General features: G+C 34.8%; 27 protein-coding genes. 15 read left to right on the forward strand and 12 right to left on the reverse strand.

The genetic code is table 11. From position 1 onward, the window contains the following. Positions 1-88 precede the first annotated feature (88 nt). Positions 89-448, forward strand: coding sequence for a prevent-host-death protein (locus CHRYMOREF3P_RS04320; RefSeq protein WP_077416671.1), 360 nt, complete (start codon positions 89-91; stop codon positions 446-448). Between the two features lie 162 nt (positions 449-610). Here the strand turns inward: CHRYMOREF3P_RS04320 and CHRYMOREF3P_RS04325 are convergent, their stop codons facing one another. Next, positions 611-985: a response regulator transcription factor gene (locus CHRYMOREF3P_RS04325; protein WP_180563944.1), complete on the reverse strand. Its 375-nt coding sequence runs from the start codon at positions 983-985 to the stop codon at positions 611-613. Positions 986-1,025: 40 nt separating this feature from the next. Between CHRYMOREF3P_RS04325 and CHRYMOREF3P_RS24235 the strand changes: the two genes are divergently transcribed. From CHRYMOREF3P_RS24235 to CHRYMOREF3P_RS04350, 6 genes are read left to right on the forward strand one after another with little or no spacing between them, the layout of a single operon-like run. Then, positions 1,026-1,160, forward strand: a complete 135-nt coding sequence (locus CHRYMOREF3P_RS24235; protein WP_257468943.1) for a hypothetical protein — start codon at positions 1,026-1,028, stop codon at positions 1,158-1,160. 44 nt (positions 1,161-1,204) lie between these two features. Beyond that, a complete protein-coding gene (locus CHRYMOREF3P_RS04330) occupies positions 1,205-1,402 on the forward strand; it encodes a hypothetical protein (RefSeq protein ID WP_077416668.1) in 198 nt (65 codons plus the stop codon). Beyond that, the gene (locus tag CHRYMOREF3P_RS04335) at positions 1,399-1,656 is read left to right on the forward strand and encodes a fibronectin type III domain-containing protein (RefSeq protein ID WP_077416666.1); all 258 of its coding nucleotides are present in this window, start codon (positions 1,399-1,401) and stop codon (positions 1,654-1,656) included. The genes CHRYMOREF3P_RS04330 and CHRYMOREF3P_RS04335 overlap by 4 nt, the downstream gene beginning before the upstream one ends. A 10-nt stretch (positions 1,657-1,666) precedes the next feature. Then, entirely contained in the window at positions 1,667-2,284 is a 618-nt protein-coding gene (locus CHRYMOREF3P_RS04340) for a GEVED domain-containing protein (RefSeq protein WP_180563945.1), read from the forward strand. 51 nt (positions 2,285-2,335) lie between these two features. Continuing rightward, complete coding sequence (locus CHRYMOREF3P_RS04345) at positions 2,336-5,158, forward strand: T9SS type B sorting domain-containing protein (protein ID WP_180563946.1); 2,823 nt, start codon at positions 2,336-2,338, stop codon at positions 5,156-5,158. A 47-nt stretch (positions 5,159-5,205) separates the two neighbouring features. Further along, on the forward strand, positions 5,206-5,643 hold the full coding sequence (locus CHRYMOREF3P_RS04350) for a hypothetical protein (RefSeq protein WP_077416660.1): 438 nt from the start codon (positions 5,206-5,208) through the stop codon (positions 5,641-5,643). Positions 5,644-5,880: 237 nt separating this feature from the next. Here CHRYMOREF3P_RS04350 and CHRYMOREF3P_RS04355 read toward each other — a convergent pair whose 3' ends face one another. Next, positions 5,881-6,210: a transposase gene (locus CHRYMOREF3P_RS04355; RefSeq protein WP_077418031.1), complete on the reverse strand. Its 330-nt coding sequence runs from the start codon at positions 6,208-6,210 to the stop codon at positions 5,881-5,883. 262 nt (positions 6,211-6,472) lie between these two features. Next, the gene (locus CHRYMOREF3P_RS04360; RefSeq protein WP_180563947.1) at positions 6,473-7,900 is read right to left on the reverse strand and encodes a helix-turn-helix transcriptional regulator; all 1,428 of its coding nucleotides are present in this window, start codon (positions 7,898-7,900) and stop codon (positions 6,473-6,475) included. A gap of 664 nt (positions 7,901-8,564) precedes the next feature. On the opposite strand from CHRYMOREF3P_RS04360, the gene CHRYMOREF3P_RS04365 reads away from it, so the two are divergent. Continuing rightward, positions 8,565-9,263: a hypothetical protein gene (locus CHRYMOREF3P_RS04365; RefSeq protein ID WP_077416655.1), complete on the forward strand. Its 699-nt coding sequence runs from the start codon at positions 8,565-8,567 to the stop codon at positions 9,261-9,263. A gap of 92 nt (positions 9,264-9,355) precedes the next feature. Continuing rightward, a complete protein-coding gene (locus CHRYMOREF3P_RS04370; RefSeq protein WP_077416653.1) occupies positions 9,356-9,778 on the forward strand; it encodes a transposase in 423 nt (140 codons plus the stop codon). Between the two features lie 517 nt (positions 9,779-10,295). Here CHRYMOREF3P_RS04370 and CHRYMOREF3P_RS04375 read toward each other — a convergent pair. From CHRYMOREF3P_RS04375 to CHRYMOREF3P_RS04390, 4 genes are all read right to left on the reverse strand, one after another. After that, on the reverse strand, positions 10,296-11,048 hold the full coding sequence (locus CHRYMOREF3P_RS04375) for an SDR family oxidoreductase (RefSeq protein ID WP_077416651.1): 753 nt from the start codon (positions 11,046-11,048) through the stop codon (positions 10,296-10,298). A gap of 48 nt (positions 11,049-11,096) precedes the next feature. Then, positions 11,097-11,582: a DUF1097 domain-containing protein gene (locus tag CHRYMOREF3P_RS04380; protein ID WP_077416649.1), complete on the reverse strand. Its 486-nt coding sequence runs from the start codon at positions 11,580-11,582 to the stop codon at positions 11,097-11,099. Positions 11,583-11,591: 9 nt separating this feature from the next. Continuing rightward, complete coding sequence (locus CHRYMOREF3P_RS04385; protein WP_077416647.1) at positions 11,592-12,332, reverse strand: SDR family oxidoreductase; 741 nt, start codon at positions 12,330-12,332, stop codon at positions 11,592-11,594. Between the two features lie 96 nt (positions 12,333-12,428). After that, complete coding sequence (locus CHRYMOREF3P_RS04390; protein WP_077416645.1) at positions 12,429-13,361, reverse strand: helix-turn-helix domain-containing protein; 933 nt, start codon at positions 13,359-13,361, stop codon at positions 12,429-12,431. A 309-nt stretch (positions 13,362-13,670) separates the two neighbouring features. Here CHRYMOREF3P_RS04390 and CHRYMOREF3P_RS04395 point away from each other — a divergent pair, with 309 nt between their 5' ends. Next, positions 13,671-14,258, forward strand: a complete 588-nt coding sequence (locus CHRYMOREF3P_RS04395; protein ID WP_077416643.1) for a TetR/AcrR family transcriptional regulator — start codon at positions 13,671-13,673, stop codon at positions 14,256-14,258. Positions 14,259-14,351: 93 nt separating this feature from the next. After that, complete coding sequence (locus tag CHRYMOREF3P_RS04400; protein WP_180563948.1) at positions 14,352-15,158, forward strand: SDR family NAD(P)-dependent oxidoreductase; 807 nt, start codon at positions 14,352-14,354, stop codon at positions 15,156-15,158. Positions 15,159-15,241: 83 nt separating this feature from the next. Here CHRYMOREF3P_RS04400 and CHRYMOREF3P_RS04405 read toward each other — a convergent pair whose 3' ends face one another. Continuing rightward, complete coding sequence (locus tag CHRYMOREF3P_RS04405) at positions 15,242-16,099, reverse strand: DUF4240 domain-containing protein (protein WP_180563949.1); 858 nt, start codon at positions 16,097-16,099, stop codon at positions 15,242-15,244. Between the two features lie 263 nt (positions 16,100-16,362). On the opposite strand from CHRYMOREF3P_RS04405, the gene CHRYMOREF3P_RS04410 reads away from it, so the two are divergent. Together CHRYMOREF3P_RS04410 and CHRYMOREF3P_RS04415 are read left to right on the forward strand one after the other, a co-directional pair. Then, complete coding sequence (locus tag CHRYMOREF3P_RS04410) at positions 16,363-17,661, forward strand: epoxide hydrolase family protein (RefSeq protein WP_180563950.1); 1,299 nt, start codon at positions 16,363-16,365, stop codon at positions 17,659-17,661. A gap of 44 nt (positions 17,662-17,705) precedes the next feature. Further along, positions 17,706-18,164 carry an organic hydroperoxide resistance protein gene (locus CHRYMOREF3P_RS04415; protein ID WP_180563951.1) on the forward strand — a complete coding sequence of 153 codons (459 nt, stop codon included), beginning with the start codon at positions 17,706-17,708 and terminating at the stop codon, positions 18,162-18,164. A gap of 423 nt (positions 18,165-18,587) precedes the next feature. Here CHRYMOREF3P_RS04415 and CHRYMOREF3P_RS04420 read toward each other — a convergent pair whose 3' ends face one another. The 4 genes from CHRYMOREF3P_RS04420 to CHRYMOREF3P_RS04435 all read right to left on the reverse strand — a co-directional run bounded on the left by CHRYMOREF3P_RS04420 (position 18,588) and on the right by CHRYMOREF3P_RS04435 (position 20,820). After that, positions 18,588-18,920 carry a transposase gene (locus CHRYMOREF3P_RS04420; RefSeq protein WP_077416633.1) on the reverse strand — a complete coding sequence of 111 codons (333 nt, stop codon included), beginning with the start codon at positions 18,918-18,920 and terminating at the stop codon, positions 18,588-18,590. Then, positions 18,896-19,315 (reverse strand): transposase, encoded by a 420-nt coding sequence (locus tag CHRYMOREF3P_RS04425; RefSeq protein WP_077416631.1) that lies wholly within the window; start codon positions 19,313-19,315, stop codon positions 18,896-18,898. Before CHRYMOREF3P_RS04425 ends, CHRYMOREF3P_RS04420 begins: the two co-directional genes overlap by 25 nt. Positions 19,316-19,325: 10 nt before the next feature. Next, complete coding sequence (locus CHRYMOREF3P_RS04430; RefSeq protein WP_077416629.1) at positions 19,326-19,817, reverse strand: hypothetical protein; 492 nt, start codon at positions 19,815-19,817, stop codon at positions 19,326-19,328. Between the two features lie 115 nt (positions 19,818-19,932). Then, positions 19,933-20,820: a hypothetical protein gene (locus tag CHRYMOREF3P_RS04435; RefSeq protein WP_139348525.1), complete on the reverse strand. Its 888-nt coding sequence runs from the start codon at positions 20,818-20,820 to the stop codon at positions 19,933-19,935. A gap of 360 nt (positions 20,821-21,180) precedes the next feature. On the opposite strand from CHRYMOREF3P_RS04435, the gene CHRYMOREF3P_RS04440 reads away from it, so the two are divergent. After that, a complete protein-coding gene (locus tag CHRYMOREF3P_RS04440) occupies positions 21,181-24,171 on the forward strand; it encodes a two-component regulator propeller domain-containing protein (RefSeq protein ID WP_180563952.1) in 2,991 nt (996 codons plus the stop codon). Then, entirely contained in the window at positions 24,164-24,802 is a 639-nt protein-coding gene (locus tag CHRYMOREF3P_RS04445) for a response regulator transcription factor (protein ID WP_077416623.1), read from the forward strand. The genes CHRYMOREF3P_RS04440 and CHRYMOREF3P_RS04445 overlap by 8 nt, the downstream gene beginning before the upstream one ends. Positions 24,803-24,821: the final 19 nt, after the last annotated feature.

A 24,821-nucleotide genomic window follows, 5' to 3' on the forward strand; every position in this document is an offset into this window, starting at 1 on the left:
AAATTCAATCATTATTATGGTAATGATCTATTAAAACAGTCTGTTTTTTGGCATAATTAAACTTATATTTGCCAAAATTTATAAAGTAATGAACTATAAACTTGAACTCAACACTCAGGAACCTAATTCTAAAATTGTTTTTAATACCATCAAATTTGATTCGTTCAAGATTAATATAGTTGAAAGATATATCGGGTCAATGAAGGCTCGTCCTGCATTATGTGAAGTTTTATTTAAAGTAAGAACTTTGGATGATGTACTCATCAACAGAAGAGATGGTAATATAAGAGTAAAGATTAAAGGTGATGATTTTGAAACATATCAAAAATTATCCAGAGACCTGAATTCTTATGAGTATAAAAACAAGTTGATCAACAGAAAAGAGGTAGAAGAGAATTATGTTCATTTCATCCTGAGTTTAGTGATCACAAATTATCAGCTTAATTAAGCTGTTCCGGGAATTGTCCCCCTACAAAAATATAGAGGGACAATTCTCAAAACATATGTATAAGAAACAGACAGTTCTTAGTATTTAAAAACTGTAAACTACCCGAAAAGATATTTGTTTTTCAGCATTTTCAATCTTAAAAACATTTAGAAAAAATAAAGTTTAAATCAAATTATTTGTTATTACGTAGGATATTGCTTCGATAATATTTTTTACACCAATTCTTTCAAACAATTTGCTTCTGTGAAACTTTATGGTACTGGGTGACACAAATAATTGCTCTGCAATTTCTTTTATTTTTAATCCCTGAAAATAGAGTCTTATAATTTCAATTTCCTTTATTTTTAGGGTAACTTTACATTCTTCCGTCCATTTTCCCGTAAAGAAATTATATTTCCAATAACTTTCTGAGGTATTGGATATAATCCGGATATTTCCTGCAGTCCGATTAAGGGAATAGGACACGACACAGACTATTTTAGAGATTTCTCCATCACCATAAAGCTCTATAAGTGTAATCCTGTGATTAACAAGCACATATACACTATTGGTATATTTAAGATGGAAATCATAGGTAATGGTGTGTACTTTTTTCTCTTCCGGTGAAAGACATTATGTTATCCGATGGAGACAGGGAACTACAGGAACATGGCTTCCCAATGCAGCAGGTCAGACTCTTACGGCAGGACAAAGTTTTTACACGATTACCTGACTTACTGAACAGACTGCATCAGGTACAAATCGCAACAATATGTAATGGAAACCAGGGAGCTTTCTCACCAAAATACAAGTTTTACCACTCCGCCGTTAACTTATTGTAACATGACCGGAACAGGAACAAACGATTATATCTCTAATGTGAAAGTTACTCCTGTCAACTTTCCGGTAGTGGATAATACTTCGGTTCAAACAAACTATATCAGCTACATTACACCGGTGACACTTATCTATTGAAATACAGAAAAGTAGAAATTCCAAGCTGGACTGATGTTACAGTATCCACCAATACTTACACAATCACGGGTTTACTGGAGCTTACAAAATATGAAATGCAGGTTTCCAATATCTGTAACGGAATACCGGGAAATTTCACAAAACTGTATTATTTCACCACTCCTACAGTAATCTACTGTCCGATATCAGCAGCTAATTCTACAGCGGAATTCATTTCAAAAGTTACGGTAAAGCCTAATGTAATAAGGAAATGATCATGAATCTATGGCATCTACCTATTCCGATTTCACAGGAAATCCTTTAAAGTTTATTGACTTGATTCAAGGTTCCACAGAAAACCATATTATACTTGATAAGACTTTAAGTTCTGGTATCAATGCAGGTGTTGCGATCTGGATTTATTTCAACAGGAACGGAGAATTTGATATCAATGAAAGAATTCTCGCAGACGGACCTAATGGAAATCCAACAGCAAGTACTACCTTTTCTGTTCCTCATGATGCTTTCATAAGCCTGACTGATCATAAGTATGTAGTCATGAGAGTCGCATTACAGAAAGACGGAATTCCTGTAAACTGCATGAATTTCAAGGATGGTGAAGTGGAAGACTACACTGTCAGAATCTCAAAACTGGCGGTTTCTAATTCTCTTAACCAGGCGGATATTCACATTTATCCTAATCCGGTAAGTTCGGTATTGTATGTAAAAAACATAAGTACAAAAGCTAAATATAAAATCTACAGTGCCGTTGGAAGACTCATATCTACCGGAATAATTCTGAACAATACTATTGATCTCAGCAATCTTATCAACGGAATATATATGATAGAAATAGAAGATGGAAATACAAACGTTCATAAAAAATTAATAAAAGAATCATAATTGATTTTTAAAAAAGAATTCGTAATTTTTAAGATCAAAATTCAGCAATGCATGAAAAGCTTTATATTTAGTTTATTGTTCCTGATATTAGGCATTCCTATTTGTGCTCAGAGAGATACAGATCACTGGTTTGCACCTTATTACGCCTCTGTAAATTATACGCAGGCATTATATCTTTCTACCGATTCTGCAACTCCTTTTGTTGTTACGATTAACAGCAACAACGTTCCGATTGGTAATGTAACTATTAGTAAAGGCGCTCCTCAGACGTTTGTGGTACCCATTGGTAATATAGCCGCCAATGTTACGACAGATGCTTTCACAACCATCAATAAAGGTTTATATGTACAAGGGACCAAGCCATTCTACTGTTCATTAAGGATGGTAAGCAGTACTACACACGCTGAAATCATAACAAGTAAAGGAAAAGCCGGGATTGGCAAAGAATTTTATGTAGCCGGAACTCCTACTACCGCATCACTTACGTTGTATAACTTCACGGCAGGTATATTGGCAACAGAAAACAATACGGTTGTAACCGCTACATGGAACGGAAATGTAACATTTTTTGGAGGAACACCAACAAATCATTCGCAGACAATTACTCTTAATAAAGGACAATCTTTTATTTTTGCCGGAGGTCCGGGAGCAAATGGTCAAAACCTATCTGCTTTTATTGGAGCTAAAATTGTTTCTGATAAACCCATTACCCTTACCAATGGAAATGTAAATGGAAATTTTGGAAGCAACACCAGTACGGGCTCGGATGCAATTCTTGATCAGTCTGTACCTACGGATAGACTTGGAAGTACTTTTGCCATGGTAAGAACCAGATCTACCAATGCTGACCTGGAAGGAGGTATCGTTGTAGGAACAGAAAACAATACCCAAATATTCATCAATGGTTCCAGCACTCCTATTGCGACCATCAACAGTGGGGAATTTTACAGAATTTCAGGAAGCAACTATGTTCAGCAGGGAAATTCCGGGCATTTTAATATGTTTATTACGACTTCAAAAAATGTCTATTTATATCAGATGGTTTCTGTAAACAACAGCAGTGCAACCTGTGGTTTCAATTACATACCACCATTAAACTGTTTTCTACCCCGAAAAATTGAAGAAATCGGGAAGATCAATGAAATGCCAACAGGACCGGGAGTAACAAGTACTGTCCCAACCGGAGCTATTGTAAAACTGAATATTTTAACAGAAGTTGGAGCCAATGTAATGGTAAATGGAAATACTCCTACAGCTGCAGAAGGACCTTTTGCATTGACGGGGAATAGCGGCTGGGTGACCTATGCTATCCCATCTATCACCGGAAATGTAACAGTTGTTTCTGATAAGGCCGTAACCGCAGGTATTAACGGTGGATACAGTACATCCGGATATGGTGGATACTTCGCAGGTTTCTCTTCTATTCCATTGATTTCCAAAAAGACAGGAGAATGCATCCCGGGTATTGTACTGGAAGTAAGTGACAGCTATGACACCTACCAATGGTTCCTGAACGGAAACCCTATTACCGGAGCCAATGCCAATACTTATACTCCACTGATTGCAGGAAATTATACGGTAAAAATTGCAGTAGGCAATTGTAATCCGGCAACTACTCCGGTTTATAAGGTCTATACCTGTCTTGAAGAATCTACCAAAGCGGTAACGGTTTGTGAAGGACACCAGACTATAGTACCGGAGTTTACCAATTCTACCCAAACTTATGTCCCAAGTACAGTAACTATTATTACACCTCCGACAAATGGTACAGTTACTATTGATGCATCAGGAGTACTTAATTATGTTCCCAATTTCGGTTATCTGGGTACGGATACTATTGTTTATAAGTTTTGTGGAAACAATCCGGATTTTACAGATTGTGAGCAGGTAACTTTAACTTTAACGGTTTCTGAAACTCCAATCGTTAAAGATGCTGCCTTACGATCATGCTTTGAGCCTTCCAATCACGCACTTGGGGTATTTGATTTAACTTCAGCAGGGGTTAATATACAACCAGGAACTATTAAACATTATTATCCGTCTCCAACAGATGCACACAATGGGACAAACCAAATTCTGAATCCAGCCAATTACATTGCTCCTACTGGTGTAGTTTATGTTAAAGTAAGTAATGCCAACGGATGTTATAGAATTGCAGAAGTCACCCTTACAGTTATCGCTCCTATGTACTCAGATGTATTAAAGGATAAAATTATCTGTATGGAAAATACAACCACATTAGATGCAGGGCCAGGTTTTACTTCTTATGAATGGAGTACGGGAGCGACAACACCGTCCATCAAAAATGTAGGAGTTGGAACCTATTGGGTAGATCTGAAAAACAGAGAATGTACCACCAGACAAACGGTGAAGGTGTATGCTTCTGAAAACCCTGTCATTTCGGAGATTACGATTAACAATAATTCGGTTACATTAAATGTGATTGCAGGAACAGCGCCTTATCAATATTCCATGGATAATATCAACTGGCAGAATGAAAATATATTTACCAATATACCCCGCGGAAGCAAAACTTTCTACGTAAAGGATTCATACAATTGTATTCCTCTGCAGGTAGAAATCACAGTTCCTAATCTGATCAACATCATCACTCCGAATGGTGACGGAATAAATGATATCCTTGATTATTCTGCTTTAGCAAATAAACCTAATTTTATATTCAGTATCTATGACAGATACGGAAGTAAGATTCATGAAGGAAGTAAACTGAACGGATTCAAATGGGACGGAGCCGTTGACGGCAAAAAAGTATCTACCGGAACCTATTGGTTTGATATGGGCTGGAATGAGACCAACAAAAAACAGACTCCAATAAAATACACCGGATGGATTACAGTAAAAAACAGAAATTAATCCCAACCTTCCACAGTAAATCATTGGCATTTAAACATCTATTTATTATGAAAAAGTTATTATATATATTCCTCATTATTTCTTCAGGTCTACTTTGGGCTCAGAAAAACAGCAACGTACAATTTGCTGTTTACAATGATGCCATTGGAACTGCCAGCATGTTTGATCTTTACAAAAACAGTATTGAGAAAGTAAACGTTTATAAAACCAAGGCCGCTCTGCCTTCTCATTTAAAGAAATTTGATTATCTCGCTGGCAACGGCTTAATAGAGATTAAGTTTAAAAAAAATGAAGGTTATCCTGATAGTTTATCACTGGAAATGCTCAATGAGCAGAGCAATCTTCCAAAGGACAGACCTGTGTTTATTGAAGGATATCAGTTTAATGATACCACTACCCGGGTCTATAATGAAATGATTGGCAACATTGAACTGGCAGATTTTAACGGTCAAAAATGTATCCATATTTCCACCATAAAAAATTAATGACCTGCATTAACAGGATATTGATTAAAAAAACAGAGGCTATTTCATGAATGAGATAGTCTCTGTTTTTTCATTGAAGCTTTTAATTTTATTTTAAAAATCTGGATTTCTTGTGATAGAAAAATTCAGGTATATGTAAGTATAGAATCTTATTTCTGATATTTCTAAAGGATAAACTTTAAGCGATTATGATATCTTTTTAAATAAACTGGTGTATTATTTTTAATACACAACACATTACACCAAAAAATGTTTCTTCCATTTCGCAACAGTATTCCGGCTCAATTTAAAATATCTTGCCAATTCAGAGTTACTCAATTTATTGTTTTTCTGATAATCAAGGATTTCAAGAATCGCCGATTGATCATAAGAACGATGTCTTTGATTATCAAACTGGGTCTTCTTATCAGCTTTAGGAAAAATAATATCATTGATGGTAATAACATCTTTTACCGAAAATCTACTTTTGGATAATATGGATTCACATTGTTCTTTTTTGGTGGGATGCTGCAATCGTAAGATATCTTCGTATATTCTTTTATAATCAGGTGATTCACTTTTTTGCATAAATTCTTTATATGTTTTAATCAAATAATACCCCAAAAGGGGGCCGAAGCGTGGCTGATCTCCGGCCAATAATAACTAAACTCTTAGCCACAAAGAATAATTTATCTTTGAAAAGTTCACTTACAACAATTTATCTTTTCTTTGAATACAAATTTGATTAATCCTCATTGTTTTTCCAAAAAAACACCTATCACATAGGTGTTACAATACATTGAAATACTAAATTATAAATAGTAAAATAGCGATGTGATATAATAAGCTTCTATTTATTTTTTTTCATCCACAGATAAATATCCTCATCCGATGGAATCCCTAATCTTTTACGCAAACGGTTTTTTCTGGTCTGTACAGATTGGGGCTGAACAAAAGTATAGGCAGCGATATCCTTGGTAGAAAAATTAAGAAATAACAGAGCACAAAATTTTAATTCTGTACTTTGCAGTTCTGGTTCTATTTTCAATAACTTTGATATAAACTCAGGATATACTTCCTGAAATCGGGCAAGAAATTCCGGGTCATTATTTTTAGCCAACTGGGAGACTTCCTCAAATGCAAAATTCAATTTTTGATTAAGTTCCTGAGTTTCCTTTTCTTTTATATTTAGCACTCTATTTTTCTTTTTCATCCTGTTATGTACAAAAAAGATGATAATAATTGCACCCACAAATCCTATAAGTATAACGTATAATAAAATGTGGGTTCGGTGCTCCAAAGGCTTCTTTTTTTCTTCTACAAGAAGACCTACTGTATCTTCCAGATTCTCTTCATCTATCCTCTTTAAGCTATCATTAAGACTATTATATTTGAGCTCATATCTCTTTCCATTATCTATCTGACCGGTTTTTTCGTATGACTTGGCTATTAAATGGTATAACTCTGATAATTTTTTTAAATTCTTTGCTTTTGTGGCAAGCTTTATTGCTTTTTCATAATCTACAATTGCGGAATCATATTGCTTTCTCACGTCATGAATTTGTCCAAAAAGCTTCAATGTTGCAAAATCATTATTCCCCCAATCAACAGGCACAGACCGAGCTAAATTCATATAAAACTCTGCAGAATCAATTTTATTTTCATTCAGCTTTGCTTCAGATAAAAGCAGCAATGCTGCTTTTAAGCTTGTATTCATTCCGACGTCCATTTTTTTTGATTTCTTCAATTCATCAACAATCTTCTTTCCATAGTACGTAACAGAGTCATACTTTTTTTTCTCAAGATAATTTTTCCCAACCTGAACCAGAATCATTCCTTTTATGGCATGTCTGGTAGAATCATTTTTTAAATCATTTGCCATCAACAAATTCTTTCTTAATTTTTTTAGTGCTTCATCATACATTTTAATTCCTCTGTAATTAATACTGTATAATATATTCATGGAAATTTCCTGATCTTCAGCATCCGAATTTTTAAATTCAGGTTCCATCATCTTTAAGAAGTAATTGCTTTTATTATACTTGTGCTGCATAGAAAAAGCAAGCGCTAAATTATAATAGGCAGACAATTTACCTTCTGCATAATTAATATGCTTAGCGTCATCCAGTATCGAAAGATTCAATGTAACCATTTCATCTGTCTGCCCTTCAATAAGAAGTGCATTAGATTTCTCCAGTCTCTTTTCAATAGTTCTTGTGGTAATTTTAGACTGTGCAAAAAGCAAAAATGGAAAAAACAAAAAGATAAATTTCATCATATAGTAAGCACGTGTAACAATTTATATACATAACAAATATAACAGTAAAATCAAATCAAATTAAAACCAAACAAATGATTTAATTATTAAAAAATCAATAATAATAAGAAAATACAATATCCAATTAATCATTATACGAGAACTACTGCTATTTCAGGAGCAATTATAAAATATTTAAAGAAAAAAGGAATCAATATGGACATGACATAGGTATGACACAGATATGACATAAGAATTATTACTGTTTCTAGCTTATTTTTCAGGAATATAATTTTATCGTCACAAAAACCATCATAACATTATTAAAATTTCAAACATAATTACGAAGACAATAAATTATTGTACAAAGTAAGCATTTACCCCACCATCCATATTTCAATAATCATTCAAGAGCCTTTTACTTAAAACCAAAATTAAACACACATTTTACATACGATGAGAGAGCGGATCATAAAACATAAAATAATACATGATCAAAAATATCATCTGATTATCAGAAATTTAACATCATGTCATAGCTATGTCATAGATAAAATTTTGCACCACATTAAGTCACGAATGTAATATTGCAACAACAAAATGTACCCTCTTGATTTACAGCACATGCAACTTACATATCTGTGAGTCTAAGTGAAAAAAAACAAAATAAAAAATCTTTACATCTATGAAAAAATTATTATTACCCGCTGTTCTCCTTACTTCATTGAATGTGTATTCACAGGTTGGGATGAATACTTCAACACCCAGCGCTACGCTTGATGTAATTAGTAAAGGGACCACAAGCACTACAAAAGCCTTAGAGATTAATGACAGCACCAATAAGGAGTTGCTTAGTGTATCTGATGATGGCTCTGTACGGCTGGAAAATTACAAGAATTTCAATTTATTGGGAACTGATGCTAATGGCAACCTGAAAGATGGAACAACACTAAGCATACCTTCTATCGTAGGAATTGCCACAGGAATTACCTCAACCAGTGATCTTCCTGCCAATACAGAGGCTAAGTACACTTTTACTACTGACAAAATCAATGCTGTAAACTTATCATACAGCTCAGGGAATTTTACAGTATTGAAAGCAGGATATTATGGTATTTTGCTTTACACAAAAAAAAATGTTGGTATGAACTTTCCTACAACTGGAGGAACAGTACAAACCTTTATAAAGAAAACTGCTTCTAGTACTACAACTGAACTTTCTGTAAATCAAAGTAGTTTGACTGACAATCTTACTTTCGAAGCAAATACTATAGGAGTAACTACATATTTTAATGTCGGTGAAATAATAAGTTGTAGAGGTAACTACACAAGACCTCACAGATTAACTACAGCTTCATTGAGTATTGTATATTATGGTACTTAATATCTATACTGAATAATAAAATATCTATTTTCAAATTATAAAAACCACTTTTGGTCTATCACAAAAGTGGTTTTATTCAATTTTTCTTCATTATGCTTTTTAAAGATATCCATATCGGTGAATTGATACAAAAACGGGTGAAAGAAACCGGCTTTTCTTCAGACAGACTCCTGAACTTTATGCAATGCAGCCATAAGGAACTTGCAGAGATGTACAAAAGCAAATCTCTGGATGCAGAGATTCTTCTTAAATGGAGCAAGCTTTTAACTTATGATTTTTTCAGGATCTATTCTCAACATCTTTTGCTGTATTCACCTCCTTTGTCATCAGATTATTATCAAAAATTAAAACAAAAAAAAACACAGCTTCCAGAGTTCAGGAAAAATATTTATACCGTTGAAATAATTGATTTTATTCTAAATCTTTTAAAAACAAATGAGAAAACCAAACAACAGATAATAGAAGATTACAGAATCCCCAAAACCACTTTATACAAATGGATAAAAAAATACTGATTGAGCTTTGAACTCCTATAAATCAAGATTTTTAGTTGCTGCATACATTCCAATATCCCTCTATTGAATGTATGCTTTCCTTTTAATTTTTTATAAACTTACGATTCTATAACACAAATGAAAAGTGTATCACTGCGGGATTTCGGTCCTGCAGCATGATACGAAGATGTATCAAAATAACGGTCAAAAAAATAAGGATTGGTTTGTCTCCAAAACAAAGTAATAATGATTGAATTCTATGAATATAGTTTAGTATTACATTTCTATTTTTTATCCCCAACCTTTTTTTAAGAATTTATTCATTAATTCTCAGGGGAATTTTATTTTTGGTTGGGGAATTTTATTTTAAATACAAAAACCTCTGAAACAGAGGTTTTTTATGATCATAAACTTACGAGCTTATCCAAGCTTTTCATATTAATCCAGCTTATCAGCCAATAGGAAGTCCACAGGCATTCAGAGTGCAGATCATTACCAGTACAATACTGGATAATTTCATAGTTTTCATCATTCCATCTTATTGATTAGCTCCTCCATTCACCAGTAAATGCTGTCCGTTCACAAATGAAGAAAGATCACTTGCAAAAAATTCCGCAATATTGGCTACATCTTCCACTTCTGCCAATCTCCCCATCGGGCAACTTTCAATCAATGATTTTCTCAGTTCAGGATAGCTTCTTTCTTCTGCAAAAATTCCTGAATGGTCTACAGCGAAAGGAATAATGGTATTCACCGTTACCCCACGGTGTCCTATTTCTTTTGAAAGTACATCCACAAGATATCTGGGGGTTGTTTTACTTCCACCATATACTGCCATACCCTGCACAGGAAAAGCTGTAGTAGACGATGCCACATAGATAATCCGTCCGTTGTTCTCTACATTCAGAGCGGCTTGCTGCATGGTGAAATAAGCTCCTTTGGTATTGATTGAAAACAGTCTGTCAAACTGCTCTTCAGTAAACGCTGTTACAGGAGTTTCTACCATTTCAATACCGGCATTGGCAACCACGATGTCTATTTTCCCGAATGCTTTTCTGGCTTCCTCAAAAAGATACGTAATTTCAGTCACTTTACTTACATCTGCCTGTACAGAAATCACATTGCTTCCCATTGCTTTGATGGTGCTTTCCACCTCATCTGCAGAAGCTTTATCCCGTGAATAGTTTAATACGATATCAGCGCCCAAAGCAGCATAACGTTCTGCGATAGCTTTTCCTAAACCTCTTCCTGAGCCTGTAATAATGGCTACTTTATTTTGTAATGAATTCATTATTTTTGATTTTTTAATTTGAATAATAATTGTGTTTAAAAATAAATTTTATTGAGTGGATGATTCCGGCACCTGTTTTTCATGGATAGTTTCAACGACCTTGTTATTCAGCCAGGCAAAGAAAAATCCGGCAATGATGGGTATCAGTAATTTTAATATCGGGAGCGGTTCCAATGGCGGGTGAACTCCAAACAAAATAATCAATCCTAAAAACCATGCGGGTATGTTATTCAGCTTTTGGGTTCCTGCGAAATACGCTAATGATCCTATGTAAAAAAATACAGACACCGGAAACCCAAATGCCCCGATAAATTGTCCCAAAAACCCGGATGTCAACTGAATCAGTACCGCCATTCCCATTCCCAGAATAATCTGTAAAAATGCCCATAGAGAACTGTGCCACTTTTTACCGAAAATATAGAAACTCACCCAGGCTATGAACATCACCCACGTAGGCCATTGCTGTGAAAAAGAAACAGTGACGGCAATGGCCCCGAAAAGGCCGAATGCGGCTGCAATTGGTAAAGTTTTCATACTATATGATTATGCCATAGCACCGTTTACCCCAATGGTTTGTCCGCTGATCCATTTCGCATCATCTCCGGCAAGAAAAACCACAATTTTCGCAATATCCCCAGGTTCTCCCAAGCGGTTAAATGCATTTAAAGAAGCTAGCCTGTCTATCACTTCCTGTGATTTACCGGTAGTAAAAAGTTCCGTATTGGTAGGTCCCGGAAGAATTGCATTTACATTGATTCCTCTGTTGCCAACTTCTTTTGCAAATACACGGGTCAATTGTTCTACAGCAGCTTTTGTTGCTACATAAGTGCCATAAGAAGGCATCATCAGTCTTGTAGTAGAAGATGAAAAATTAATGATACTTCCATTGTCGGTCAGCCTGGCAGCTGCCTCTCTTAAGGTATTGAATGTCCCTTTTACATTAATATCGAACTGACGTGTAAAGTCCTCATCAGTAGTGTCTTTGATCAGTTTGGTAATCATAACACCGGCATTGTTTACAAGAACATCCAGTTTTCCATAATGGCCGACAGCCTGATCAAACAATTGTTTTACAGCCTCAGGACTGCTTACATCCGCCTGTATGGCAATGGCCTCACCTCCATTGGATTCTATTAAGGCTACAACATCTTCTGCAGCCTCTTTTCCACCTGCATAATTGACGATAACTTTTGCTCCTGCTGACGCAAGCTGTTGAGCTATTTCAGCTCCGATTCCTCTTGACGCTCCGGTCACAAGGATCACTTTGTTGTTTAATGTACTCATATTACTTTGTTTTTATCAATGTTAATTTGATAGGACAAAGTTGATACATTACGCTCATCAAGGACGTACAAGAATTATAGCAGATGTTGCAAATATCTAAGATTGGCTTCCAAAATACTGTTTTCTGTATTCTGCGGGGCTTATTGAAGTGTGTTTTTTGAAATAATTGCTGAAATGAGGAGTTTCAAGAAAGCCTAATCTTGCTGCAATCTCTTTAATACTGAGTTTTTCATTCTGAAGCATGACTTTGGCCTCAGTTGTCGTTTTATCGGCAATCCATGAGCTGATTGTTTTTCCCGTTTTACTACTGATAACACTGGAAAGATAATTGACATGCAGGGCCTGCAGGTAGGCATAGTCCTGAACTCTTAACTGAGCATTTGTTTTTCCGCTGATCAGATCTCTGAAATGCCGTTCTACATTCAGTTTGAAAGTTTTAACAATCTGTGAACTGCGATTCCCTTCATAAATAGGGTCATAATCCTGAAAAAAATATTCTTTGATCTTTAACAGTAATGCAATCACTAGAGCTCCGATAATCTTATTTTTATATAAAGAATGTCCTTTATACTCTTTGTGTATCAATCTATATAACTCTTCTATCTGGCCGAATTGCTGCTGTGACAAAACCCGGGGAGCAATAACTTCTGACAAAAGAAAAGAAAAATCCCGATAGACATCATCATGTACATATTCTTTCAAAAAGCCTTCTCCAAAAGTGATAAGACATGTATGCTTCAGTTTTTCCCATTCAAAAATCCTGTAATTTCCGGGGTTGGTAAAGTATACGGTATCTGAGGTCACTTCAAACCGCTGGTCATCTATCGTATAATGTCCGAATGCACTCTTTATAAATAAAAAACTGAAGTAGTTTGGTCGAAAAGGCTCAGAACGGAAGGGTAAATCTTTGAATGTTTCTTCTAAATGATGAATGGTAAAGCCAGATTCCACTTCCAGATAATCAACAGGAAGATCCAGCTGCTGATAAAGCTCACGGAGTGTCCGGACATTCAGTTTATCGTTTGCCATTGCATTAATTTTAGGTAAATTTAAAAATTTAATCGAGCCTTTCTACATGAAATATTGTTTACTGTGAAAAATTTCTTAAAATAAAAAGAAGAAATACTTTCTCTTAACGACTGGGAAACAAATCACAAAAGAAAACTTTTGTGGAAGGATTCATAATGGATTAGAAATTCCTTCAATGCTTCCTTGCTGAACAACCATAAACAAAATTCTGGTTATCAGTACTTTAAAACACATGCATTAAAAAAATTAAGAAAAGCTTTGTTTTTATGACCAATCGGTCATATATTTGTATCATTATTTAAAGGTATCATGGCAAAAGGTGAAGAAACCAGACAGTTCATTATAGAAAAAGCAGCTCCTATTTTTAACACAAAAGGGATTGCAGCTACTTCTATGAGCGATATTATGGAGGCAACCAAATTGTCTAAAGGCAGTATGTATGTTCACTTTGAAAATAAGGATGTTCTTGCCTGTGCTGCCGTTGAGCATAACATGAAACTATTAAGTGATAAACTCCAAAAAGTTTTGAGCGGGCATACAACTTCCGAAGAGCAATTATTAGCATATATTGATTTTTTTAGTGATCCCAATCACCCACCGGTTGTTGGAGGCTGTCCTTTATTAAATTTTGGAATGGAGGCTGATGACACTAATCCTGTAGTCAAAGAAAAGGTAAACCGTGCCATTAAACAGGGACAGGAATTACTTTCCGGTATTATTGAAAAGGGAATTGCTAATAAAGAGTTCAGAGCAGACTGGAATCCGGCTGATTTTGCAACAGTTCTTTTTGCCATGCTTGAAGGAGGTCATTTGATGTCAAGAATGTCTGGTAATAATGACAGAATGGAGGTTATTGGCAATAGCCTGAAAAAAATGATAGAAGAAAATAGAGTGTAATTTTTTTTATCAAAAATATGACCGATCGGTCATTTAAATTAAAAAGAAAACTTTAAAAAGTATAATCATAACAATTAATTAAAAAACAAAACAATGTCAAAAACAGTTTTAATTACAGGGGCGTCAAAAGGTTTCGGAAAAGCATGGGCAGAAGCTTTTTTAGCAAAAGGATACAATGTAGCGGCAACAGCCAGAAATGTAGAAACACTTAATGATTTAAAAGAAAAATATGGAGATTCTGTATTGCCTTTAACCTTAGATGTAGACAAACGGGAAGAATCTTTGGCTGTGGCTCAAAAGGTACAACAGCACTTTGGCAGCATTGATATCTTGATCAATAATGCGGGGTATGCATTAACGGGTGCTATTGAAGAAACGAATGAACAGGAAGCCAGAGCACAGTTTGAAACCAATTTCTTTGGAACTCTGTGGCTTACGCAGGCTGTACTTCCTATTATGAGAGATCAGAAAAGCGGCCATATCATTCAGGTATCTTCTATTCTGGGATTGGCAACTTTACCAACAATGGGACTTTATAATGCTTCTAAATTTGCATTGGAAGGGTTAAGTGAAACTCTAGCTACAGAGGTAAAAGAATTCGGTATTCATGTTACTTTGGTAGAACCTAACGGCTATGCTTCCAATATCTGGCATACAGGAATTAATACCCAAAGCAACCCCGTTTATGATGGTCTTAAAAAAGCCTTTTCGGAAGCTGAGAACTCTTTCGGAAATGTAGAAGCCACAGCACCGGCATTGATAAAATTAGCCGAAACTGAAAATCCTCCATTGCGTTTATTGCTTGGGAAAGTCGCTCTTACTTTTGTAAAACAAAATTATGAACAGCGATTAAAAGTCTGGGAAGAATGGAATGAAGTATCCGTAGAAGCTCACGGATAATTTTTCAGAAAATACAATCATAAAATAAGCTCCGTTTTTGTATAAAACGGAGCTTATTTTTTATCTTTTAAAAAAGGAATCTGTTATTTTCTTAACTCACAGATCTCTTTTACTAATTTAGGGTACATCTTCTGAAGATCAGTGCCTCCTTTTGGCTCACGCTTCATCTGGCGGTTCATACCGTCATAATGATTATCCGGATACTGCTCATCCACCACATCTCTTATTTCTGACTCATCCTCATTGTCATGATTTTCGGAATAGGCTTCATCTGATACATACAGAAGTCCTTCTCCCCAGCAATCACCAATATTAAAGCTATATTTTCCACTTACAAATGACTGGATATCCTGCGTAATATCTTCAAAAAAATCTTTTCCTTTAAGGATCAGCCAGCATCGGAAATAAATAAATCCGTCATCAGAAAGGAAGCCATCAAAAACATATGTCCCTTTTTCTGATCTGAAATCACCTTCAAGGATAAAGGAAAGTTCAGCAATTTCGGCAGTATACAGTTCACTCAATTTTTCCTGAAGGGTTTTTTCAAAAAGAATAAGTCTTTCTTTCCCAAATTTGGCAAGATAAGCCGTTAGATTTTCCAGGTGTTCATCAATATCATATTCACTCCAATGGGCTTTTTTATATGTATTAGATTTTTCGATAGCTTCCCAGAAATAAATATCTGCTTTTTCATTTTCTGAAAGCTCTTTTTTCTGGGGTATTTCTTCGTTCTCCTGAATTTCAGTATATCCTTTTTTTATCTTTTGGCTGATGAGTTTCTCAGATTCCCGGATGCACTCTTGTTCGTCAGCAAATTCTTTAATAGTTTCACGTCCTTTGGTTCCGGTTTTCCCGAATGCAATTTTTTGTATAGTTCCTGAATAGTCAATATTCCAAAATTTATCAGAAAGTTCTTCCTGATTGATAAAATTTCGTTTCATAGAAGTTTATATAATGTGATAGGCCGAAAACCGTGTTTTCAGAAAAGCGAAACTACAAAAAAAATGAAGAACCAGGCGCCTTCTCCAACACGTCTTTTCACCAGATCAATCCTTATACTATTTCCTATTTACCACCTGTAGTGTCTATTTCGATACGAAATATGACTACTTGAGTACATTACCCGTTTCCCTAGCGATTCTCAGAGCATAATTTTGTCTCATCAAAAAAGAAAAACAAATCTAAATCTAAATACAACAAAACAATGAAAACAACAATTTCAAACATCCTGTTAGCAGCAACTTTTATTTTAAGTACTCCTGCAATATTCAAAGCGCAAGCTAATAACACCCATACGGCTTCGTCAAAATCTGACATCAGTATCCGTCCTTTTCATATCAATATTCCACAATCTCAACTGGATGAACTCAAAAGAAGAATCTCGGAGACCCGTTTTCCTGATAAAGAGACAGTAAAAGATGCTTCTCAGGGAATTCAGCTCGCTCAGTTAAAAGAACTGATCACCTATTGGGGTAATGGTTATGACTGGAGAAAAGTAGAAAATAAGCTGAATGCGCTTCCACAATTTGTAACAAAGATTGACGGACTTGATATTCAGTTCATTCATGTACGTTCAAAAGAATCTAATGCAATGCCCGTGATCCTTACTCATGGCTGGCCGGGTTCTCCACTGGAATTTATTGATGCCATAGGACCTCTGACTGATCCCGTGAAATATGGAGGAAAAGCAAGTGATGCATTTGATGTGATCATCCCAGCTATCCCAGGGTATGGTTTTTCAGAAATACCTACAGAACTGGGCTGGAATCCAGATCGTGTTGCCCGCGCCTGGGATGTTCTCATGAAAAGACTTGGTTACAAAAACTATGTTTCTGAGGGTGGTGACCACGGTTCTGTAGTATCTGATGCTTTGGCAAAACAGGCTCCTTCAGGTCTTTTGGGGATTCACCTTACCATGCCGGCCACTATTCCTGCTGAGCTTGTAAAACCCATCAATGCAGGCGATCCTGTACCTGCCGGACTTTCCGCTTCAGAAGCACAGGCTTACAATGCAATGAGTACTTTCTTTGGAAGAAATGCAGCCTATGGAGGAATGATGGTAACACGTCCACAGACAACAGGGTATCTACTTTCTGATTCTCCAAGTGCTTTAGCTGCATTCCTTTACGAGAAGATCGCTGAATGGAGCGAAAGCGACCTCCACCCTGAAAATGTAATCGGCCGTGATGCGATTCTTGATGATATTACGCTTTACTGGCTTACCAATACAGGAGCATCTTCTTCGCGTTTCTATTGGGAGAACAATAAAAATAACTTCAGCGCTGATGCACAGAAAACAAAAGACATTAAAGTTCCTGTAGCCATTTCGGTATTTCCTCACGAGATTTACCAGGCTCCGGAAAGTTGGTCAAAACGTGCCTATCCTACTTTATATTATTATCATAAAGCTCTAAAAGGAGGACATTTTGCCGCCTGGGAACAGCCACAAGTCTTCACAGAAGAACTTAGAGCCGCTTTCAAAGATTTAAGAAAAAAACTTTAATAAGAGATCAATCAACAATATTTTTCAATCTAAATAATAAAAATATGGAATTAAATACCATTCAGGAAGTAGAAAATACAACAGTAGTTAACATCAGTAAAGTGTTGTATTCAGGTAACGTTGTAGTAACCGGAGGACGCAACGGGGAAGCTAAAAGCAGTGACGGAAAACTGGACATTGAACTGACCTCACCCGGAGCAAAAGGAAACGGAACGAATCCGGAACAGTTATTAGCTGCAGGATGGTCCGCGTGTTTTATCGGAGCTATGCATTTGGGTGCTGTTAAGATGGGAGTTAATCTTCCTACGGACCTGTCTGTCAATACCTCAATAGATCTGACATCCAATAATGACGGATTTTTTCTACAGGCTCATTTACAGATCATTTTACCGGGTCTTCCTATAGATGAAGCCAGAAAAGTTGTGGAAACGGCACATGCGACATGTCCTTATTCAAAAGCAACCCGTGGAAATATCAATGTAAAGATAGATGTTGTGGTGTAGTTATCAGAATGTTCTTATAGCGTTTTGATTGAAATCTTCCTTGCCTTTTGGGTAAGGGAGGTTTTTGTTTTTTAATGAAAGAGAAAATATTCAAAACGTAAATGAATACCTAGAAAGAAAATGATCTTTCTAGATATTTCATCCTTAGTCTTTAGAATCGATATTAATTAAATGCGATCAGGAAATTTTAATCATTAATGTCCTCCAAAGGTCCTAATAATTATGGTAAAAGGCAAAACAGATCTTGTAAACATTCTAAGCTTATTCTGTAAAAAAAAATCTCAGGTATTGTAGATAAAATACGACTCAACACTATCATCGAAACAAAAAAAGAGCATATCTATCATCAGATATACTCTAAAAACTTAGAAAAAAAACAAAACGATAAACAACATTGCTTTAGTGGAAAATGTGTTCTTCTCTTTATATTAAAAATGTACGTTTCCATTTGGTCACTGTATTTCTGCTCAGCTTAAAATGGCTAGCCAGCTGGGTATTATTTAACCTGTGCTTTTTCTGATAATCGAGGATTTCAAAAATAACCTGTTTATCATAGGATTTGAATTTTTGACTTTCAGACAATCCATCAAAAAAAATGATCGTATTAATCTTCAGCACATCAGATACTGACAGACAGTCCTTGGCTAAAAACCCTTTGACAAATTCTCTTTTATCAGGGCATTTGGCTTCGATAAAATCATGGTAAATCTGTTTATAATTGGGGCCGATATTTATGATCTGTATTTGCTTATCCATTTATTGAGCGTTGATTTTGGAATTCTGTATTGATTCATGATTTCTAAAGTTGTCATCTGCTTATTCTCCAGGAGCTCCAGCATAAAGTCTATGATCTCTTTAGTATATAAGCTTTTCCTGAATTGAGGCAGCTGGGATTGTTTCTCTTTTTTATTGGGGCTGGATGCCGGAGCATATAAAATCAAATGATTGGAGTACAGTCGGAAAAAGTCATATTCAAGCAGTTTACACCATTTTAAAAGTACATCTGCACCTACAGACTTCTGAGAATACATTTCTGTAATTTCCTTTTCTGTTTTCTGCAAAAACTTACAGATTCTGGTTATCTCTACTTCTTCTTCCTTTACTCTTTTATACAGCAGATCTCCGATATGAATATCTTTTAAATTTTCCATCTATATTAATTTATTTACTATTCAAAACACCATCATCTCCTTCGGAAATAAACTCATGGTCTTTCATGGTCATATTTTTTGTGATATCTTTAAAAAGTAAATTCACCTGATTTTCATTACAAAAGGTAATATCAATATCCATTCTTAAAACTTTGCCCGAAGAATTCAAGAATAGAATAACCAGGTATTTTTTTAAAATGCCTTCCTTGATTTCAATATTTACGATTTTTCTGTGCGGCATTTCAAAACGAGGTTTTTTACCTGCCGAAAGCCATTGATAACTTTTTATGGAAAGGATCTCTCCGGAGTTTTCATATTCGAAGATAAACCTGTTTTTTAGTTTCCCGTATAGCAATGCCAAAAGAGTAATAAAAATAAACAACATTGGAAGTAAATGATAATCAAGGAATCTAAGTGTAATAATTGTTACCAATAGGAATACAATCAGTAGCAGCTGAAAAATCATATGATGAATTACTTTTTTCTTATTGTTTATTTTCATTGAACTCTCAAATTGTGAAGATTGTTATGTTAATAAATTGCTTTTTATAAAAAGTACTTTGAATTCAAATGGCGGAATATTTCTACTCCGCTCATTTTAAAATGTAATTAAAAATCTAATTCTTGTAAAAACTATATCCTGTAGACTGTACTCCCCAGTTCTGTAAAAAAGCAGCATTTGTAATGGCAGCACGGGAAGATAAATTTTCTATTCCATATAATAATTCTACTTTATATTCAGAATCCGGATCAATACTAATCCCTGTTCCGTCACCTACACTGTAATTGGCATACAGAAAGTATCTGAAATTGGCATTGGTAGCGCCTCCTACAGCATATGGATTACCTGAGCTGTCTAAATTTGCCGCATCAAAGAAGTAGGGTGAAATCTGCGAGGTCTGCATAACCACCGTTACTGTATTTTGTTCCGTCCAATCATTTACTCCAGGTCCTGTTTTTTTGTAAAGTCTTGCGTATGCTCTGCTATTGAACAATACAGGAACTTTAATCTTTCCTGTTCCACTTTCAATGGAAGTTTGGGAAAACGGACCTAAATCACCGTAATTCATCTCAAACCATAATCCCCAGGATACAGTACCTCTTCGCACAGAACTTGCCGGAAATTTCAATCCAATCGTAGAATTGGGAACTACCCAGCAATTATTGGCATCTATCTGAGGAGAACCTCCGTTTTGCGTAGGATTTCTTATCGAAGTTAAAGCTACATTCCTTGAATCATTTTGTCTGATATTACTATCCAGATTATAGACAATAAAATCATCCGGATCCACGGGTTTGAATATTCCTATATTTCCATTTGCATCGGACACCATTGGAGTTCCGGCTGGAATGATCGGCAAATCTCTGACCCGTAAATTTCCGTTGATATCTAATGTACTTGTAGGAGAAGTTGTATTGATTCCTACATTTCCGGTTTGTCCGGACACGGTAATGGATAGTCCAAGCATTACCAATGCTAAGGATGTAATTTTTCTATTTTTCATAACCTTTGGTTTATTTTTTTTTGACATTCATCTGCTTATTGATCACCTGAATTTTAACAGAGGAGATGTACGTCTCCCCTGTATAAACCACCCTGAAATTTCACTTAAAATACGTGGGAACATATTTAACATTCATTGTTAAATCAGGTAATAAATTGTTGGGACAAAGATCAGATAACCCATACGGATGGTAAAATAATTATTGTAAAAATAGATAGTCGTGATTGTAATTTTAAATTTAATAGTGTGTAGTTTAAAAATGACATTGTATACTTTTGCTGGCCGTTAATTTTTCCTAACTTTATAATAATAATTCACTATATCTATTAAAAAACACACATAATTATCAATCCACAACTGATGCCTCTTAAAATCTATATTTTCATTTTATTATTCTGTATACAAATCTGTTGTAGCCAGCAGACAGCCTCTGTTTGGTATGATACAGACAACGGGCTTCCGCAGAATAGTGTAAAGGATATTACCAAAGACAAATATGGATTTATCTGGATGAGTACAGAGAACGGACTTGTGCGGTATGACGGATATAATTTCGTAACCTTTAATCATCTTAATCTTAAGAATAACAGATTCTCCTTTTTTTTTGGAAATGCTGAAAAAGACTCTATTTATAATTTAACCGCTTACAGTGAAAACACCACTTTAATATCCAAAAGAAATGTAAGTATTTTACAGAAAAAGAACCACTGCATAAAAAAAGTACTGAGTGAAAGCAGGTCATATTCAGTATTTATGAAAAATGGAGTTTTAGAAGAGATTGATCTTAAGAAATTCTTTATTTATTTTAATAAGAATAGTTATTATCATCTATCTAATGATGGAACAATACAGTATAAGCATAAAAATATTGCGACAATAAAAGGACTGCCGAAGGATTTTATATTGGACACGTTTTGTTTGGGAGAAAATATATTTATTATATCCAAGGCACTGAAAAAAATCGTTAAAATCACCTCCGAAAAAATTACATACACAGATGCTCCTGATATTTTTTTCCAAAATGATGTCAAGGTATACTGGAGTCAGATTAATAATCAGTCTTTTATTATTCAGGATCGCATTCTGTATAAAATAGTCTATGAAAACAATGCTGTCAGTTTAAAAAAACTTGCAGCTTATGACCTTAAGAAAAATTCTTTATCCTCTATTTATCATGATGAAGCAAATAATAAGCTATACTTGGGAACCTTATCTGATGGGCTTAATGTAATCAAATTCAATAATTTTCATGTGGTCAACAAATCAGATAAATCTTATGATAATATTTTTTATTCCCTGCTGCCTTTTGGAACGGATAAGGTAATTACATCTTCGGGAGATGTTTACAGTGAAAACGGACTGGAAAAACAATATCACTTCAGTACAACAAGCAGGTATTTTTTATTATATGATGATCAAAAAAATATAATTATTCAAAATGATTTTTCTCTACTGCGTTTTCTTAACAATGTCAATTATTCAGGAAAGGAAAAACTTTATTTTGGAAAAACAGCATCTTGCCTCTGGAACATGAACAATTATTATGTCATAGCATTTCATACAGCTTCATTAAGTACCCAGCTTGCTTTTTACAAAGATGTCAGTTTTAAAAATCCATTCTTACAACTTTCAATCCCAAATATTGTAACCTCTGTGCAGGAATATGGTCAGAACAAATGGTTGGTGGGGACCAGAGATGCTTTATATTCTGTAGAAACTCCCGATTTCACATTAAAAAAAGTATCTGAAAAGTCTTTGAATGTAAGGGAAATTGTAAAAACGAATGATGGAAGCTTCTGGATCATGACTCAGGGAAACGGCTTTTTTCTTTACAAAAACAAAGAATTAATAAAAATGCCTGAAGATAAGGACGGCTACCTTTTGTTTTCACATACAATTCTGGAAGATAAAAAAGGATTTTTCTGGATCAGCACCAATAACGGATTATTTCAGGTACTGAAAAACAATCTTCTGAACTATTCCAGAGATAGGAAGTCTTCTGTATATTATTACAGATACAGCAAAGAAGATGGGTTCAATACCAATGAATTCAACGGAGGATGTTCTCCCAGTTCTGCAATTCTACAAAATGGAAGTTTTGTTTTCCCTTCCATAAAAGGACTGGTATTTTTTGATCCTAAAAAAATAAAAAGTTATTATCCGCAAAATTTCTTCATGGAACGTGTTGTATTTTATGATTCGAAAAGCAACATACAAGAAAATACCATCAATTTGGAAAATAATTTCTACAAAGCCTTGATTTTGGTAGATGTACCTTATTATGCCAACCGGGTAAACCTTGTAATTGAAGCCAAACTAAAAGGCTCTAAAAATGAGAAATGGGAGAAAGTAAATAGTGATGGGAAATACTACATCACCAATCTGGAACCCGGAAAATATCAGCTTATCATCAGAGTACTAGCCTCTCCAACAGGAAAATACATTTACAAAACACTGAATATTGATGTAAAATATCTATTCTACCAAACATTACTTTTTAAGTTTTTTGTCATTTTAATTCTATCACTCATCTTATTAAAGCTAATCAAACTACGAATAAGAAGACAGGAACTAAAAAAAAGAGAACTGGAAAAAATCATTGAAACAAGAACTCAGAAATTATTAAAAACAGTTTCAAAACTGGAATATACAAAGGAACAGCTTCGAAAAGAAAGTGTTCAGCAGAAAAAATTGCTGGAGACAATAAGTCACGACATTATCACTCCTATCAAATATCTGTCTATTGCTGCAAAGAAATTGTATGAAACTGATGAACACGATCATTATATACAAAAAAAGCACTTTGAAAGCTTTTATAAATCTTCTATAGAGTTCTACAACTTTGTAAAAACCCTGAAGGAATACGCCGAAATTTATAATGTTTCCGAAAAAAAGGAAACCTATAATATTTACGAAGTTATTGAATCCAAAAAAACTCTTTTTGAAGGAGCTGCCAAAGAACAAAACACGCAGATCATTAATCATGTTAAAAATCCTACTTACTCCCAAATCAACCAGAATGTAGTAGCGGTTATTATTCATAATTTAATAGATAATGCGATAAAAAATACAACAAATGGAACCATAGAACTGTCTACTATTGAAGATGACAGCATCTTTTTTCTGGAAGTAAGAGATACAGGAAAAGGAATGAGCCAGGAACAGATGACGTACTATGAAAAGCTTCAGAAAAATATTGAAAATGAAAAACTCATTTTACAAAAATATAGCTTGGGACTGCATCTTATTCTTCAGTTACTCATGATGATCAACGGTAAAATAGACTTTAAAAACAATAACCCATATGGAACAATAGTATCGATTAAAATAAAAAAACAAAAATATGGATAGAAAAATTATTATTGCTGATGATCATTTTGTAGTAAGGTTGGGAACCACCCTTATTCTGGAATCACACTACAAAGATGTGAAGATTTCTTACGCAGAATCTTATACAGATCTAACAGATCAACTACTCATTGAGAAATTCGACTTATTGATCCTGGATATCAATATGCCGGAGAGTAAGTATCTGAGCATGATTGGTGAAGTAAAAAAAATACAGCCGGATCTTAAGATTTTAGTGTTTTCGGTGTATGACAATGATATTGCAGTACAGTATATCATTGAAGGGGCTGACGGATACATTAATAAATTATGTGATGAAAATAATATCCTGGAAGCCGTAGAAAACATCTTTGAAACAGGAACTTATTATTCCCCGGATATTGTAAAAAAACTGGTTTCTTCCGCTAAAAAAGACACTCCTATCAACCCGATAGAAGCCTTATCCGAAAGAGAAAAGGAAATATTTGATTTATTGATAAAAGGATACGGCAATATTGAGATCTCGAATGAACTGAACCTGCATCTTTCTACAGTAAGCACCTACAAAGCAAGAGTCTACAAAAAACTAAACATTAAAAACACGGTAGATCTTGTACGGTTAGGAGATAAAAACCAGGCACACAAATACAAATAATAACGAGCATTCTAACAAA

The sequence above is a fragment of the Chryseobacterium sp. JV274 genome (genome assembly GCF_903969135.1).
In the GTDB taxonomy this organism is placed as follows: Bacteria; Bacteroidota; Bacteroidia; order Flavobacteriales; family Weeksellaceae; genus Chryseobacterium.